Source organism: Billgrantia sp. NRB1, from assembly GCF_056921725.1.
Genome location: NZ_CM167783.1, coordinates 229281 through 243973, shown reverse-complemented (window position 1 = coordinate 243973; position 14693 = coordinate 229281). Strand labels below are relative to the sequence as shown.

General features: G+C 69.4%; 14 protein-coding genes. 13 read left to right on the top strand and 1 reads right to left on the bottom strand.

Annotation, left to right across the window (positions count from 1 at the left end; all coding sequences use genetic code 11):
- Complete coding sequence (locus tag ACZIYR_RS01105; RefSeq protein WP_483527926.1) at positions 1-1020, bottom strand: GlxA family transcriptional regulator; 1020 nt, start codon at positions 1018-1020, stop codon at positions 1-3.
- 113 nt (positions 1021-1133) lie between these two features.
- Here ACZIYR_RS01105 and tmpA point away from each other — a divergent pair, with 113 nt between their 5' ends.
- The 13 genes from tmpA to ACZIYR_RS01040 all read left to right on the top strand — a co-directional run bounded on the left by tmpA (position 1134) and on the right by ACZIYR_RS01040 (position 14655).
- Positions 1134-2246 (top strand): 2-trimethylaminoethylphosphonate dioxygenase, encoded by a 1113-nt coding sequence (gene tmpA, locus ACZIYR_RS01100; protein WP_483527925.1) that lies wholly within the window; start codon positions 1134-1136, stop codon positions 2244-2246.
- Positions 2243-2839, top strand: coding sequence for an HD domain-containing protein (locus ACZIYR_RS01095; protein ID WP_483527924.1), 597 nt, complete (start codon positions 2243-2245; stop codon positions 2837-2839). Before tmpA ends, ACZIYR_RS01095 begins: the two co-directional genes overlap by 4 nt.
- The gene (locus ACZIYR_RS01090) at positions 2836-4428 is read left to right on the top strand and encodes a 5-guanidino-2-oxopentanoate decarboxylase (RefSeq protein WP_483527923.1); all 1593 of its coding nucleotides are present in this window, start codon (positions 2836-2838) and stop codon (positions 4426-4428) included. Before ACZIYR_RS01095 ends, ACZIYR_RS01090 begins: the two co-directional genes overlap by 4 nt.
- Before the next feature lie 36 nt (positions 4429-4464).
- Positions 4465-5691: a pyridoxal phosphate-dependent aminotransferase gene (locus ACZIYR_RS01085; RefSeq protein ID WP_483527922.1), complete on the top strand. Its 1227-nt coding sequence runs from the start codon at positions 4465-4467 to the stop codon at positions 5689-5691.
- The gene (locus tag ACZIYR_RS01080) at positions 5688-6485 is read left to right on the top strand and encodes an ATP-binding cassette domain-containing protein (RefSeq protein WP_483527921.1); all 798 of its coding nucleotides are present in this window, start codon (positions 5688-5690) and stop codon (positions 6483-6485) included. The genes ACZIYR_RS01085 and ACZIYR_RS01080 overlap by 4 nt, the downstream gene beginning before the upstream one ends.
- Positions 6486-6518: 33 nt before the next feature.
- A complete protein-coding gene (locus tag ACZIYR_RS01075; RefSeq protein WP_483527920.1) occupies positions 6519-7289 on the top strand; it encodes a transporter substrate-binding domain-containing protein in 771 nt (256 codons plus the stop codon).
- A 76-nt stretch (positions 7290-7365) separates the two neighbouring features.
- Complete coding sequence (locus ACZIYR_RS01070; protein ID WP_483527919.1) at positions 7366-8073, top strand: ABC transporter permease; 708 nt, start codon at positions 7366-7368, stop codon at positions 8071-8073.
- A gap of 1 nt (position 8074) precedes the next feature.
- Positions 8075-8800 carry an ABC transporter permease gene (locus tag ACZIYR_RS01065; protein ID WP_483527918.1) on the top strand — a complete coding sequence of 242 codons (726 nt, stop codon included), beginning with the start codon at positions 8075-8077 and terminating at the stop codon, positions 8798-8800.
- A gap of 14 nt (positions 8801-8814) precedes the next feature.
- Entirely contained in the window at positions 8815-10257 is a 1443-nt protein-coding gene (locus ACZIYR_RS01060) for an aldehyde dehydrogenase family protein (RefSeq protein ID WP_483527917.1), read from the top strand.
- 214 nt (positions 10258-10471) lie between these two features.
- A complete protein-coding gene (locus ACZIYR_RS01055; protein ID WP_483527916.1) occupies positions 10472-11458 on the top strand; it encodes a tripartite tricarboxylate transporter substrate-binding protein in 987 nt (328 codons plus the stop codon).
- Positions 11459-11518: 60 nt separating this feature from the next.
- Entirely contained in the window at positions 11519-12019 is a 501-nt protein-coding gene (locus ACZIYR_RS01050) for a tripartite tricarboxylate transporter TctB family protein (RefSeq protein WP_483527915.1), read from the top strand.
- Positions 12020-12058: 39 nt separating this feature from the next.
- Positions 12059-13627 carry a tripartite tricarboxylate transporter permease gene (locus ACZIYR_RS01045; RefSeq protein ID WP_483527914.1) on the top strand — a complete coding sequence of 523 codons (1569 nt, stop codon included), beginning with the start codon at positions 12059-12061 and terminating at the stop codon, positions 13625-13627.
- A gap of 2 nt (positions 13628-13629) precedes the next feature.
- A complete protein-coding gene (locus ACZIYR_RS01040) occupies positions 13630-14655 on the top strand; it encodes an AbrB family transcriptional regulator (protein ID WP_473032052.1) in 1026 nt (341 codons plus the stop codon).
- Positions 14656-14693 lie beyond the last annotated feature (38 nt).

Sequence of the window (14693 nt, the reverse complement as noted above, 5' to 3'; positions counted from 1 at the left end):
CTAACGCGGAGGATCTAGAGTGCCACGCGCGGCGGTAGTACTCGGGGCCTCGTTGAAGCGTCGCCGATAGGCTCGCGAGAAGTGCGCCAACTGGTTAAAGCCGGCGGCCAGGGCCGCCTCGGTGACCCGGCAACGGCTATCGGCCAAAATTCGCCGTGCCTGGTCAAGGCGCAGTCCCAGATAGCACTGCTTGGGGCTCTCGCCGAAATGCGTCATGAATAGCCGCGTCAGCTGGCGCTGGGATTGACCCACCAAGCGGCACACCTCGGGAATCGGCAACGCCTGGGCCAGGTTGGCCTCCATCACCGCCAGGGCCCGCACCACGCTGCGCGGCAGCGTCTCGTAGAGGTAACGCTGGGCCAGGGAGGCCTCGCCCCGGGCCCGCTGGTGGACCAGCTGGCGCCCCACCGCATTGGCCAGAGCCGGCCCATAGGCCTGCTCGATCCAGTCCAGCATCATGTCGATGCTGGCCGAGCCCCCGGAGCCGGTCAGACGCTCGCTACCGAACTCGTAGCGGGCCTGGCTGATAGTCAGATGGGGAAACTCCTGGCGAAAGGCCGGTACGCTCTCCCAGTGCAGGGCCACCCGGTGCCCCTCCAACACTCCCGAACGGGCCAGGATAAAGGGCGCCGTATCCAGGCCCCCCAACCAGCCGCCATGAGCAGCGATGCGCCGCAGCACGGCCCGCTCCGCCGCCCCCACCGTTAGCTCCGCTTCGTAGGAGGAGACCACGATCAGGCCGGCATCGTCGGCCAAGGTCTCGAGGGGGCCATCCACGTCGATACGCACCCCGTTGCTGGCCACCACCGCCTGCCCGGTGGCGGAGCGCAGCCGCCAGGCGAAGAGGTCGCGCCCAAAGCGATTGGCCACCCGCAGCGGCTCCAGCAGGCAGAACAGCGTCAGCATCGAGAACTTGGGCACCAGCCAGACATCCAGGGTGTGCTCGGCCTCCTCGGGAGTCAGCAGGGGAGGCGAGTCGGGACGCGGATAGGGCCATTCGTCGGGATAAGACTCCATCATGGCCAATAAAATCAATGATACGGCTAATTTTATCAAGTTTTGGCGTCAAGCCATCGATAAAGTAATAAGCATTCACATCATTACCAGTGAACCAACCTATTGGAGGCGCCGTCATGACTCACGTCAGGCTCCGGGCCCAGGGCCAACGCCTGGTACTCGACCATCGGGACCAATCGCGGGAGTTCACCGCCCTGTGGCTGCGCGAACGCAGCCCCGCCCCCCAGACTCGGGACCCACGCACCGGCCAGCGCCTGATCGAGGCCGCCGAGCTGCCCCTGGACCTGCGCCTCGAAACCGCCGACGTCACCGGCGCTGCCCTGGCACTGCGCTTCAGCGATGGCCACCGCTGCGAGGTGACGCTGGAGGAGCTTCTCGAGGCGCCCATCGATCCGCCCCGGCGGCTCTGGGACGCCGCCGGTGCCCCTAGCCCCCGGGCCGACTTCGCCGCCGCCCTGAACGACGACGGCGCCCTGCTGGCGCTGCTGGAGGCGCTGCACCGGGACGGCTTCGTTCTAGTCTCCGGGGTCCCCGCCGAGGAGGATGGCATGCGCCCGCTGATCGACCGCATCGGCCCGCTGCGGCGCACCAACTGGGGCGGCATCGCCGACGTCAAGTCGGTAGCCAATGCCTACGACCTGACCATGACCCAGCGAGGCCTGGAGCCGCACACCGACAATCCCTACCGGGACCCCATCCCCGGCTATATCTGGCTGCACTGCCTGAGCAATGCCGCCGAGGGCGGCGACAACACCCTGGTGGACGGCTATATGGCGGCGCACCGGCTGCGTGAGCGCGACCCCGTGGCCTTCGACTGCCTGACCCGGGTGCGCCCGGGCTTCCGCTACCGGGACGACACCACCCACCTGGAAAGCGAGGGGCCGCTGATCGAACTGGATCGCCAGGGCGAGCCGGTCCGCGTGCGCTACTCCAATCGCACCGAGCGGGTGCCGGCCCTGGCCCCCGAGACGCTGGACACCTACTACGCCGCCCGCCGCGCCTTCTATGAGCTGATCACCGGCGACGAGCTGACCCTGCATCTCAAGCTGGCGCCGGGACAGATGCTGATCATGGACAACTACCGGCTGTTCCATGGCCGGCGCGCTTACCAGCTGGCCGGCGGCGTGCGCCACCTGCGCCAGGGCTACGTGGATCGCGACAGCACCGCCAGCCGCCGACGGGTATTGCGCCGCCAGGCCGAGCCCCGTGCCCAAGGAGAGCCCGCATGACTCAGGCCGGTTTCCGCCACTTCGGCGAGGCCCAGCGCGACGACTGGGCGCTGATCGATGCCCACTTCCGCGACTATGTGGCCGATGCGCCGCGCCGGGTGCTGGCCCACCTGCACAACCTGGCCGGGGACACCCACGGCTACCCGGTGGACCGCTACGAGCACTCCCTGCAGACCGCCACCCGGGCGCTGCGCGACGGCGCCGACGAGGAGATGGTGGTCTGCGCTCTGCTCCACGATATCGGCGATGACCTGGCCCCGGCCAACCACGCCGAGATCGCCGCGGCCATCCTCGAGCCCTTTATCGACCCCCTCAATGCCTGGATGATTCGTCACCACGAGCTCTTCCAGGGCTACCACTATCGCCACTACTTCGGCCTCGATCGCCACGCCCGCGAACAGTATCGCGACCACCCGGCCTATGCGCGTACCGTGCGCTTCTGCGATGACTGGGACCAGGCCAGCTTCGATCCCGACTACGACACCCTGCCCCTGGAGCACTTCCTGCCCATGGTGGAGCGGGTCCTGGGGCGCCCGCCCTTCGGTGGCCTGCCCGACCCGGTATCCCCGGTCGACGAGGAGACCCCGCGATGAACCAGACCTGCGCCAGCTATCTACTGCGGCTATTGGAGGCGTACGGGATCGATACCGCCTTTGGGATCCCCGGGGTGCATACCATCGAGCTCTACCGTAGCCTGGGCGACAGCACCATCCGCCACGTCACCCCGCGCCACGAACAGGGCGCCGGCTTCATGGCCGACGGCTATGCCCGGGCCAGCGGCAAGCCCGCCGCCTGCTTTATCATTACCGGCCCCGGCATGACCAATATCGCCACCGCCATGGGGCAGGCCCTGGCCGACTCCATCCCCATGCTGGTGATCTCCAGCGTTAACCGTCGCGATACCCTGGGCCGCGGCCAGGGCCGGCTCCACGAGCTGCCCGGCCAGCGCGAGACCCTGGCCGGCGTCAGCGCCTTCAGCCACACCCTGCTCGATCCGGCGGCGCTGCCGGAGGTGCTGGGGCGAGCCTTCACGATCTTTCAGGGCGCACGCCCGGGGCCGGTGCATATCGAGATCCCCCTGGACCTGCTGGCCGCCCCCCTGGAGGCCCCAGCGCCACGCCCGCTGCGCGTCTATCCGCCGGCGGCACCGGCGGCGGCCATCGCCCAGGCCGCCGACTGGCTGGCCGGCGCCGAGCGCCCCCTGCTGCTGCTGGGCGGCGGCTGTGCCGATGCCCCCCAGGCGGCCCGCGCCCTGGTGGAGCGCCTGCAGGCGCCGGTGCTGACCACCATCAACGCCAAGGGGGTACTGGGTCAGGATCACCCCCTGGACCTGGGCGCCACTGCCAGCCTGCCCGCCGCGCGCCGCCTGGCCGCCGAGGCCGATGTGGTGCTGGCGCTGGGCACCGAGCTGGGCGAGACCGACTATGACCTGGTGTTCGACAATGGCTTCCGCCTCGACGGGCGGCTGATCCGGGTGGATATCGACCCCCAGCAGCTGGCCCGCAACCAGGCCGCCGACCTGGCCCTGGTGGCCGACGTGGGCCAGGTGATGCAGGACCTGGCCGAGGCCCTGCCGGCGCGCGCCGGGGATGGCCGCGCCGCGGCGGTGCGCGACGCCCTGGCCCTCGAGGCGGACCCGGAGCTCGCCCCCTATGCGCCCCTCTATGCCAGCCTGCGGGCGGCACTGCCCGAGGCGATCCTGGTGGGCGACTCCACCGGGCCGGTCTATGCCGGCAACTTCCTCGCCTCGCTGCCGGCGCCGCGGCGCTGGTTCAATGCCGCCACCGGCTACGGCACCCTGGGCTACGGCCTGCCGGCGGCCCTGGGCGCCGCCCTGGCCTGCCCGGAGCGGCCGGTGATCGCCCTGGTGGGCGACGGCGGCCTGCAGTTCGTGCTCGGCGAGCTGGCCACCGCCCGCGACCTGAGCCAGGCGGTGGCGGTGGTGATCTGGAACAACCAGGGCTACGACGAGATTCGCCGCTACATGGCCATGCACGAGGTACCCCGGCTCGGCGTCGACCTGGCGCCGCCGGACTTCGCCAGCCTGGCCGCGGCCTACGCCTGTCGCTACCGGGCGGTGGGTGATCCGGCCGCCCTGGGCGAGGCCCTGGGCCGGCTCGGCGAGGCGGCCTCGCCGCTGCTGATCGAGGTCGATGCCGCCGCCTGGGCACGGGCGCTGTGAGCACGACCCCAACGACAACGACCAAGGACCCCTGATATGCGCTATTCTCGACTGACCGACCGCATCGCCGGCGAAGGGGCCGCGGCCTGGGATATCCACTACCGCGCCCTGGCCCGCCAGGCCGCCGGCGAGGAGATCACCGTGCTCTCGGTGGGCGATCCGGATTTCGCCACCCCGGCGCCCATCGTCGAGAGTGCCGTAACCAGCCTGCGCGGCGGTGCCACCCACTACTCGGACGTGCAGGGCAAGCTGGCGCTGCGCCAGGCCATCGCCGACGACTACCGTCGCCGAGGCATCGCCGCGGGACCGGACAACGTCATCGTCATGGCCGGCGCCCAGTGCGGCCTCTATGCCGCCGCCCAGTGCCTGCTCGATCCCGGCGACGAGGTGCTGGTCCCCGAGCCCAGCTATGTCACCTACGAGGCGGTGCTGCGCGCCACCGGTGCCGAGCTAGTGCAGGTACCGCTGGACGGCGAGGCGGCATTCCGCCTCGACCCGGCGGCCCTGGAGGCGGCCATCACCCCGCGCACCCGGGCCATCCTGCTCAACAGCCCCCACAACCCCACCGGCCAGCTGATCGACGCCGAGATCTGGGCGGCGATCGCCGCCCTGTGCCAACGTCACGACCTCTGGCTGATCTCCGACGAGGTCTATGCCGAGCTGATCTTCGAGGGCGAGCACCTCTGTCCCGCCGGCCTGCCGGAGATGGCCGAGCGCTGCGTGGTGATCAGCAGCCTCTCCAAGTCCCACGCCATGACCGGCTGGCGCCTGGGCTGGGTGCTGGGCCCCGAGGCGCTGATCCAACACCTGACTCACCTGGCGCTGTGCATGCTCTACGGCTGCCCAGACTTCATCCAGGACGCCGCCTGCGACGCCCTGACCGCGCCGCCCGTCGAGCTGCAGACGATGCGCGAGGTCTACCGGGGCCGCCGCGACGCCGCCTGCGCGGCCCTGGCCGAGAGCCCGGCGGTCACGGCGATCCGTCCGCCGGCGGGAATGTTCCTGATGGTGGATATCCGCGCCACCGGTCTCTCCTCCCAGGCCTTCGCCGACCGCCTGCTCGACGAGGAGGGCATCTCGGTGCTCTCCGGCGAGGCCTTCGGGCCCTCGGCGGCGGGCTTCGTGCGCCTCAGCCTGACCGTGGAGGCCGAACGCCTCGCCGACGCCTGTCGACGCCTGGCGGCCTGTGCGGAGCGCGCCCGCGATGCCGGCGCCCCGCAAGCCCTGCCACCCACCGCGGCCCCGGAGGCCGATTGCCTATGACATCATCACTCGAGCTCCCCCTCCGTCCTCAGGCCGCCACTGCCGATGCGGTGGTGGCCGACCACTTGATCAAGCGCTATGGCGATCTGGAGGTGCTCAAGGGCGTCTCCCTGAGCGTCCCCGAAGGCACCGTCACCTCCATCATCGGCGCCAGCGGCTCCGGCAAGAGCACCCTGCTGCGCTGCATGAACCTTCTGGAACGCCCCAACCGCGGCGAACTGGCGATTGCGGATGAGGCGATTCGCTTCGCCCGCAATCCCCAGGGCGACATCACCGGGCTGGATCGGCGCCAGCTGCAGCGGCTGCGCGCCAAGGTGGCCATGGTCTTCCAGCAGTTCAACCTCTGGCCCCACCTCAGCGTGCTGGGCAACGTCATCGAGGCCCCCATGCGGGTCAAGGAACTCTCCCGCCGGCGCGCCACCGCCCTCGGTGAGCACTACCTGGAGCGGGTCGGCATGGCCGACAAGCGCGACGCCTACCCCGCCTTCCTCTCCGGCGGCCAGCAGCAGCGGGTGGCCATCGCCCGCGCCCTGGCCATGGAACCGCGCCTGCTGCTCTTCGACGAGCCCACCTCGGCCCTCGACCCGGAGCGGGTCAATGAGGTGCTGGGGGTGATCCGCGGCCTGGCCGACGAGGGTCGCACCATGCTGCTGGTCACCCACGAGATGCACTTCGCCCGCGAGGTCTCCGACCAGCTGGTCTATCTCGACCAGGGGCGCATCGCCGCCTCCGGGCCCCCGCAAGCCGTCTTCGAGGATCCCCGCTGCCGCCACTTCGTGGCGCCCGCGGCCTGAACGCTCCACCAACCATAACGACAGGAGAAGACCATGAAATTCCCCCTGATGATCGCCACCGCCGCCACCCTGGGCCTCAGCCTCACCGCCCAGGCCGACGCCCCCCTCAAGGTGGGCATCTCCGGCGAGCCCTACCCGCCCTTCACCTACCGCGCCGCCAGCGGCGACTGGACCGGCTTCGAGGTGGAGCTGGCCGAGGCCATCTGTGACGCCATGGGCCGCGACTGCGAGATCGCCCCCACCGGCTGGAGCGGGATCATTCCCTCCCTCAACGCCGGGCGCATCGACATGATCATGAACTCCATGTCGATCACCGAGCAACGCCAGCGGGTCATCGACTTCACCCGCCCCTACTACTTCACCCCCGGCGCCTATGTGGCCGCCAGCGACCTGGCGCTGGACATCCCCGACGGCCTGGACGGCCTGATCATGGGGGTGCAGGGCGCCACCACCAACGCCACCTATGCCCGCCGCGAGCTGCGCGACAGCGGCGTGGATATCCGCCTCTATGACCAGGCGGAGCAGGTCAACAACGACCTCCTGGCCGGGCGCCTGGACCTGATCCTCGCCGACGAGATCGCCATGCTGCAGTTCCTCGACCGGGACGAGGCGGCGAACTTCGAGATCAAGGCCACCGCGCCCCACCACGAGGCCTATGGGGAAGGCATCGGCATCGGACTGCGCCAGGAGGACGACGAGCTCCGCGAGGCCCTGAACGCCGCCATCGCCGCGGTGATCGAGGACGGCACCTGCGGCGAGCTTTCCGAGCAGTTCCTGGGCACCGACGTCTGCGTCTACGACTGAGCCGTCAACGGCTGCCATGACCCCCGGCGCCGGCGGCGCCGGGGACTTCGTCGCGTGACCGAGGAAAGGTTCCACCATGACTTCGATGACACCGGAGGGGCTCGGCGACTGGGCCGGTCCCATCCTGGCCGGGGCCCTGACCACGGTTCAGATCGCCGTGCTGGCCTACGCCATCGGCCTGCTGCTCGGGCTGCTGGGGGCCGGCGCCCGACTCAGCCCCTGGGCGCCCCTGCGCGGCCTGGCCACCGCCTACTCCACCCTGATCCGCGCAGTGCCCGAGCTGCTGCTGATCATCCTGCTCTACTATGCCGGCGCCCAGGCCCTGGACGCCCTGCTGGACCGGCTCGGCATAGCCGGCGCCGTGCAGATCACCGGCTTCGCCACCGCCGTGGGCGTGCTGGCCTTCGTCCAGGGGGCCTACATGACCGAGGTGTTCCGCGGCGCCATCCTGGCCATTCCCCGGGGCCAGCTGGAGGCCGCCGATGCCTACGGCTTCTCGCGCTGGACGCGCTTCCACCGCATCGTGCTGCCCGGGATGCTGCCCAATGCACTGCCGGGCATGTCCAACCTCTGGCTGATCCTGATCAAGGACACCGCCCTGATCAGCGTGATCGGCTTCAACGAGCTGTTCTTCACCATCCAGCAGGCCGCCGCCAGCAGCCGTGCCTACTTCCTCTTCTATGCCGCCGCCGGCGTCATCTACCTGCTGATGACCCTGACCTCCACGGCGCTCTTCGCCCGCCTCGAGCGTCATGTGCGCCGCGGCCAACCCACGGAGGCCTGAGATGGACTTTTCCTGGCTGAGCGACCCCTTCTACCAGGCCTATCTGTGGGAGGGCTTCGTCAATACCCTGTGGCTGCTGCTGGTCTCGGCGGTGGGCGGCCTGATTCTCGCCGTGGGGGTGGCCCTGGCCCGACTGCGCGGCCCCCGTCCCCTGGCCTGGCTGGCCTGGGCCTTTACCACCGTGATTCGCGGCACCCCACTGCTGGTGCAGCTGTTCTTCTTCTACTATGGGGTGGGGCGACTGCTGGAGGGGGTCCCGGGCATCCGTGACAGCGTCTTCTGGCCGCTGCTGCGCGACCCCTTCTTCTTCGGCGCCCTGACCTTCATCCTCAGCGTCGGCGCCTACTCCGGCGAGGTGATCCGCGGCGCCATGCAGAGCGTGCCCCGGGGCGAGCTGGAGGCCGGCCGCGCCTTCGGCCTCTCCGGCTTCCAGGTGCTCTATCGGCTGTGGCTGCCAAGGGCCATCCAGCTCTGCCTGCCGACCCTGACCAACGAGATGATCCTGCTGCTCAAGTCGGTGCCGCTGGTCTCCACCATCGCCCTGATGGACCTGCTGCAGGCGGCCAATATCATTCGTGACGAGACCTTCCTGGTCTACGAGCCGCTGCTGCTGATCACCGGCATCTACCTGGCCACCACCATCGTGTTGACCCTGGTGCTGCGCCTGGTGGAGCTGAACTTCCCCGGCATGCGCCCGACCCGGCGCCGCTGGCTACCCATTCGCTGAGCGAGGAGAGGCCGATGCACGTCCTGACCGAGCAATTCATCGCCAACGCCTGGGTGGCCAGCCAAGCCAGGGCGCGCCACCCGCTGATCGATCCCTACCGGGAGGTGGCGATCGGCGAGGTGACCGCCGGCGATCCGGCCGACGTGGAGGCGGCGGTGGCCGCCGCCCGCCGGGCCCTGCCCGGCTGGCGGGCGACCCCCGAGGCCCGCCGCGGCGACGCCCTGGAGGCCATCGCCGCGGGGCTCGAGAGGCGCCGCAGGGCGCTGGCCGAACTGTCGAGTCGCAACAACGGCAAGCCGCTCGCCGAGGCGCACCAGGACCTGGATGACGCCATCGCCTGCTACCGCTACTACGCCACCCGGGCCCGCGCCCTGGGCGAACGCCAGGGGCAGCGCGACAGCAGCGGCATCGACGGCCTGACGGCGCGGCGCTACTGGGACCCCATCGGGGTGGTGGGGCTGATCACCCCCTGGAATTTCCCCCTGGTCAGCAGCGCCTGGAAGCTGGCCCCGGCGCTGGCCGCCGGCTGCACGGTGGTGTTCAAGCCCTCCGAGGTCACGCCCCTGCCGGAGCGCGTCCTGGCGGAGATCGTCCGGGAGGCGGGCCTGCCCCCGGGGGTGGTCAACCTGTTGCATGGCGACGGCCAGGGCATCGGCGCGCCGCTGAGCCGCCACCCGAGCGTCGACAAGCTCTCCTTCACCGGCAGCAACCCGGTGGGCGAGGCGGTGATGCGGGCCGCCGCCCGCGGGGTGCGGCCGGTCTCCCTGGAGCTGGGCGGCAAGTCGCCGATCCTGGTCACCGAGGACGCCGACCTGGCCCAGGCCCGGGACCTGGTGATGGCCGGCATCTGCTACAACGCCGGCCAGATGTGCTCGGCCACCAGCCGGTTGCTGGTCCACGAACGCCTGGCGGACGCCCTCTATGCGGCCATCGACGCGGCCATGGGCGCCATGCGCCTGGGCGATCCCCTGGCCGCGGAGACCGATATGGGCCCCCTGGTCAACGCCGCCCAGCGCGACCGGGTGCGGGGCTATCTGGCCCTGGCCGAGGCCGAGGGGCTGCCTAGCGAGACCCCGGCGCTCGCCCTGCCCGAGCAGGGCTGCTTCGTGGCCCCGCGCCTCTATCGCGAGGTGCCGACCACCAGCCGGCTATGGCGGGAGGAGATCTTCGGGCCGCTGCTCTGTGCGCGACGGGTGGCCAGCGACGAGGAAGCCATCGCCCTGGCCAACGACAGCGACTACGGCCTGGCCGCCAGCGTGGTCACCGGCGACCCGGCCCGGGCCGAGGCCATCGCCCGGCGCCTGGAGGTGGGCAACGTCTGGATCAACTGCGACCAGGTGGCGCCGCCCCACGCCAGCTGGGGCGGCGTGAAGGGCAGCGGCATCGGCCGCGAGCTCGGCGAGGCGGGACTCGCGGCCTATCTGGAACCCAAGCGGGTGACTCAAGCGCAGAAATGAATACCTAGGCCCCCTGACGCACCTGGCGCGGCGACTGACCGTAGTGGGCGCGAAAGGCGCGGGCGAAGCTGGAGGTAGGCAAGGCGATGAATAGCGCATGACTCGACGAGAGTTGGCCAACCCCTGCGTGGCTGACTAGCCTGAAGCAGGCAGCCGCTGCCGTTTGCCTGTACGAACGGCAGGGCCCTCCAATCGACAAGAAACGGAGAAGATCATGCCTGCTTACGCCACGCGCTTTTCGTCACTGCTGCGCACCGGCCTGCTCGCCCTGGCGGCCTCCGGCCTGGCGCTTTCTCCCATGGCCCAGGCCGATGGCCACGGCAACTGGCCCGAGCGCGATATCGACTTCATCATCCCGTTCGGTGCCGGGGGAGGCAGCGACGCCTGGGCACGCACCATTTCTACCGGCGCCCAGGAGCATTTCGGCGTCGGCTGGAATCTGCAGAATCGCCCCGGCGCCGGCGCCACCCTCGCCTGGGAATACCTTCTGGATCAGCCCGCCGATGGCTACACCGCCATGCTTTCCAGCCCGACGCCGGTGATGACGGCGCTGATGGAAGACGACCCGCTGGTCGACCCCCTGGACTTCAAGGCAGCCGCGTATATTTCTGCCTTTCGCTCCTTGATCGTTGCCAGCAACGACAGCCCCTTGGCGGACTGGGAAGGGCTCAAGGCGGCCGCCGAGGATAGCCCGGTGGTGATCGCCGGCACCAACGCCCTGCTGGCCGGGGTGGCCAATATCTTCGACCAGGCCGGTCTCGAGGCCGTCTATGTGCCCTACAGCTCCACCGGCGAAGCGGTCAGCGACTTTCTGGGCGGTCATGTCGACCTGCTCGCGGCCACCGCGTCTACGGCACTCGGCATCGTCCCTGAAAGCGGCACCGTGGTGATGAATACCAGCGATATTGCGCTGCCCGAGGACGTCGAGGAGCAGCTGGGTGGCAATGTCCCCATCGCCGCCGATTTCGACTTTGAGGGCATGCGCTTCCCGCGCCCGATCGGCTTTCATCCCGATACCCCCGACGAAATCGTCGCCGAGTTCTCGCGCCGGCTGGAAACGCTGCTGACCGAGGACGAGAGCGTTCCCGCCATGCTCGACCGAATGGGGGAGGAGGTCATCTTCATGGGCTTCCCCGAAGCCAACGAGGATTACGTTCGGCTGGTCGAGCGCATGCGCACCGCCATCGATCTACTCGACTGATCCAAGGTAACGCGGCAGTGACCCGGGGTGGGTCCCTGCCGTACTTTCGGGAGCCACGCCATGCAGCGCAAGCCAAGCCACCGGGCGCCAGCAGGATGGTGGCGCACCAACCAGGCGGTGGGGCTCGGCATTGCGATAGCCGTTGCCCTGCTATTCGCCTATCTCTGGCAGCAGGACTGGTATCACCGCGAACAGCGTGATGGGTTCATCCTCGGCTTTTTTCCAGGGCTGGGGCTTGCCGCCATGCTGGTGACCGCCCTGGCGCTCACCCTCGACCGGTGGCGCCACACCGTGGTCGAGGAAATCGCCACGCTGGATTGGCGCGACCTGCTCTGGGCGGTGGTGCTCAGCGCCGCCGCCCTGGGCATGTATGCGCTGATGGAACCGCTGGGCATGCTGCTGCCCATCGCCCTGTTCCTGGCGCTGATGATGCTGCTGCTGGGGCTTCGCCCCTGGTACCTCGCAGCGGGCCTGGCCGCCGCGATCGCACTGATCATCCTGGCCGTGTTCACGCTGCTGGGTATCCGCCTCCCCGGCGCCTTCCTGCCGCTGCTGATCTGATCTCCGGCAGCCAAGGGGCCACCCCGACGGAGTCGATCCATGTTTCAACCCGATGCCTTTATCGAGGCCCTTTATCTGGTGCTCAACTGGAACACCCTGATGTGGTTGACCATCGGCGTGTTCGTCGGGGTGGGCCTGGGCGCGATACCCGGCCTGACCACCTCCACCGGGGTCGCCCTGATGCTGCCGCTGACTTTCACCCTGGACATCACCGGGGCCCTGGGCCTGGTCATCGGCCTCTACAAGGGCGCACTGTTCGGCGGCTCGATCTCGGCCATCAGCTTTGCCACCCCCGGCGCGCCGGACTCCGCCGCCACGGTCTTCGATGGCTACCGCATGACCCAGAAGGGCCAGGGACGCAAGGCGCTGCTGACGTCACTCTACTCCTCGGTAACCGCCGACTCCCTCTCCGACGTGCTGGTGATCCTGATTGCCCCGATGATGGCACTGGCGGCGCTGCAGTTCGGCCCCGCCGAGCGCACCTGGCTGATGGTAGTGGCCATCGCCCTACTGGGGGCCCTCTCGGGCAAGCACGTGGCCAAAGGCCTGTTCGCCGCCGCCATCGGGCTCTATATCGGCACCATCGGCTCCGACCCCATGGGCGGCGCTTCACGCAACACCTTCGGCCTGGCCTGGCTGCGCGATGGCATTAGCCTGGTGCCACTGATCATCGGCCTGTTCGCCATGAGCCGCATGTTGGAGCAGGCCGTCGAGCTGATCCATGAGTCGCGCCTGGGCCACAAGGTCGAGCGCAAGATGAACGACCTGTTCAGCAACAAGGAAGACACCCTGACCTTTCGCGAATACCTGAGCAACTGGCGCGAGATGAGCATCGGCCTGGGCGTCGGCAGTTTTGTCGGCATGCTCCCGGGGTTGGGCGCCACGGTGGCCTCGTTTCTCGCCTACGGGATCGCCAAGCGCCTACTGCCCCACAAGCGGATCGGTACCGGGGTGATGGGCGGCGTGGCCGCCGCCGAGTCCGGCAACAACGCCACCGCCGGCCCCACCCTGGTCCCGCTGCTGGCCTTCGGCATCCCGGGTAGCGCTACCGCGGCGCTGATCGGCGGTGCCCTGCTGTTGCAGGGCATTACGCCCAGCCCGCGCATGTTCGAACTGCATGCCGATGTCATCTATGCCCTCTTCACCATCCTGATCCTGGCCAACCTCTTCAATCTGGTGATCGGGCGGGGGTTCGCCTTCTTCTATGCCAAGCTGGGCGGACTGCCCAAGCCGGTGCTGGTGCCGACCATCATGGTGCTGGCGGTGATCGGCAGCTTTGCCACCCAGGGCAACCCCTACGACGTGGGGGTCATGCTGTTCTTCGGCTTCGTCGGCTTCTTCATGCGCCGCTTCGGTATCCCCGAGGCGCCGCTGATCATCACCTTCCTGATCGCGCCCATGCTCGAGGAGAGCATGCGCCGGGCGGTGCTGATCAGCGGCGGCGACTGGCTGGGCGGCCTGCTCAACAGTCCGCTGAGCCTTATCCTGATGGGGCTCGCCGTGCTGGTGCTGGTGCTCTCCTACCGCATGCGCTTCTCGGAGCGGCTCGAGGCCATGGCCCACGAACAGGATAGCCAAGGCGCCGCCGATGACGATGCCAAACGTTGAGCATGGCAGCCGTGACCCTGCTGTTTGCCGCCCTGGGCGCAGCGGCCTTTGCGCTGCTCGGCGTGCCACTGCCCTGGCTGCTGGGCAGCCTCACCGCCGTGCTGCTGGCCGGCGCCCTGGGCTGGCCCCACCTTCCGCCCGCCTGGCTCAAGCCGGTGGCCCTGGCCCTGCTGGGTCTGCACGTAGGCAGCTCTGTCGACGCCGAGCTGCTGGCCGAAGCGCGCCGCTGGCCGCTAACCCTGGCGGGTATGCTGCTGCTGGTAGCGGTGACCACCTTCGTGAATACCCGCTATTTCGAACGGCGGGCAGGACTCGACCGGCCTACGGCGATGTTCGCGGCCGTACCCGGCGCGCAGTCGGTGGTGCTGCTGACCTGCGACGCCCATGGCGCCGACCGCCGGCAGGTGCTGCTGGGCCAGATCAGCCGCATCATCGCGGTGATCTATCTGGTCCCGCTGCTGCTGACCCAGTTCCTTCCCCGTGAGCCCGACGGCGACGCTACCGTCCGTCAGATCGGGCTCGGCCTGACACTGCCCGACCCCCAGGCACTGCTGGTGACCCTGGCGGCCGGGGCCGCGGGCTGGTGGCTGGCCGGCCAACTGCGGCTGCCGCTCCCCATCCTGGTCGGCCCGATCCTCGGTGTGGGCTTGGTGCAACTGCTGGGACAGCCGGCGATGGAGATGCCCCCGGCGTCGCTGCTGGTGGTCCAGTTCTGCCTGGGCACCTCGCTGGGCGCCTACTTCGTCGGCCTCTCGCTGCGCGATACCCGCATCATGCTGGGCCACGGCCTGGTGGCGATGCTGATCACCCTGCTGCTGGCCCTGGCCATGACCCTGCTGATGTCGCGGGTCACCGCGCACGATACCGCCGCCCTCTTTCTCGCCTTCGTGCCGGGCGGACTGTCGGAGGTGGTCCTGCTCGCCGCCGCGCTGGACGTCGACCCGGCCTTCGTGGTTTTCCACCACCTGTTTCGTTTTATCGCCATCGCCAGCCTGCTTCCCTGGCTGGCAGCGCGCCTGACACGGTGACCCGGCCACCTCCCTCGTCGTTGCGGTCAGACACCGGC

What these genes read in the sequence shown, in the direction of transcription:
- ACZIYR_RS01070 (WP_483527919.1), top strand. Translation starts at nt 7,366, where the DNA reads ATGACTTCGATGACACCGGAGGGGCTCGGCGACTGGGCCGGTCCCATC.
- ACZIYR_RS01055 (WP_483527916.1), top strand. Translation starts at nt 10,472, where the DNA reads ATGCCTGCTTACGCCACGCGCTTTTCGTCACTGCTGCGCACCGGCCTG.
- ACZIYR_RS01080 (WP_483527921.1), top strand. Translation starts at nt 5,688, where the DNA reads ATGACATCATCACTCGAGCTCCCCCTCCGTCCTCAGGCCGCCACTGCC.
- tmpA (WP_483527925.1), top strand. Translation starts at nt 1,134, where the DNA reads ATGACTCACGTCAGGCTCCGGGCCCAGGGCCAACGCCTGGTACTCGAC.
- ACZIYR_RS01050 (WP_483527915.1), top strand. Translation starts at nt 11,519, where the DNA reads ATGCAGCGCAAGCCAAGCCACCGGGCGCCAGCAGGATGGTGGCGCACC.
- ACZIYR_RS01090 (WP_483527923.1), top strand. Translation starts at nt 2,836, where the DNA reads ATGAACCAGACCTGCGCCAGCTATCTACTGCGGCTATTGGAGGCGTAC.
- ACZIYR_RS01075 (WP_483527920.1), top strand. Translation starts at nt 6,519, where the DNA reads ATGAAATTCCCCCTGATGATCGCCACCGCCGCCACCCTGGGCCTCAGC.
- ACZIYR_RS01045 (WP_483527914.1), top strand. Translation starts at nt 12,059, where the DNA reads ATGTTTCAACCCGATGCCTTTATCGAGGCCCTTTATCTGGTGCTCAAC.
- ACZIYR_RS01060 (WP_483527917.1), top strand. Translation starts at nt 8,815, where the DNA reads ATGCACGTCCTGACCGAGCAATTCATCGCCAACGCCTGGGTGGCCAGC.
- ACZIYR_RS01095 (WP_483527924.1), top strand. Translation starts at nt 2,243, where the DNA reads ATGACTCAGGCCGGTTTCCGCCACTTCGGCGAGGCCCAGCGCGACGAC.
- ACZIYR_RS01085 (WP_483527922.1), top strand. Translation starts at nt 4,465, where the DNA reads ATGCGCTATTCTCGACTGACCGACCGCATCGCCGGCGAAGGGGCCGCG.
- ACZIYR_RS01105 (WP_483527926.1), bottom strand. Translation starts at nt 1,020, where the DNA reads ATGATGGAGTCTTATCCCGACGAATGGCCCTATCCGCGTCCCGACTCG.
- ACZIYR_RS01065 (WP_483527918.1), top strand. Translation starts at nt 8,075, where the DNA reads ATGGACTTTTCCTGGCTGAGCGACCCCTTCTACCAGGCCTATCTGTGG.
- ACZIYR_RS01040 (WP_473032052.1), top strand. Translation starts at nt 13,630, where the DNA reads ATGGCAGCCGTGACCCTGCTGTTTGCCGCCCTGGGCGCAGCGGCCTTT.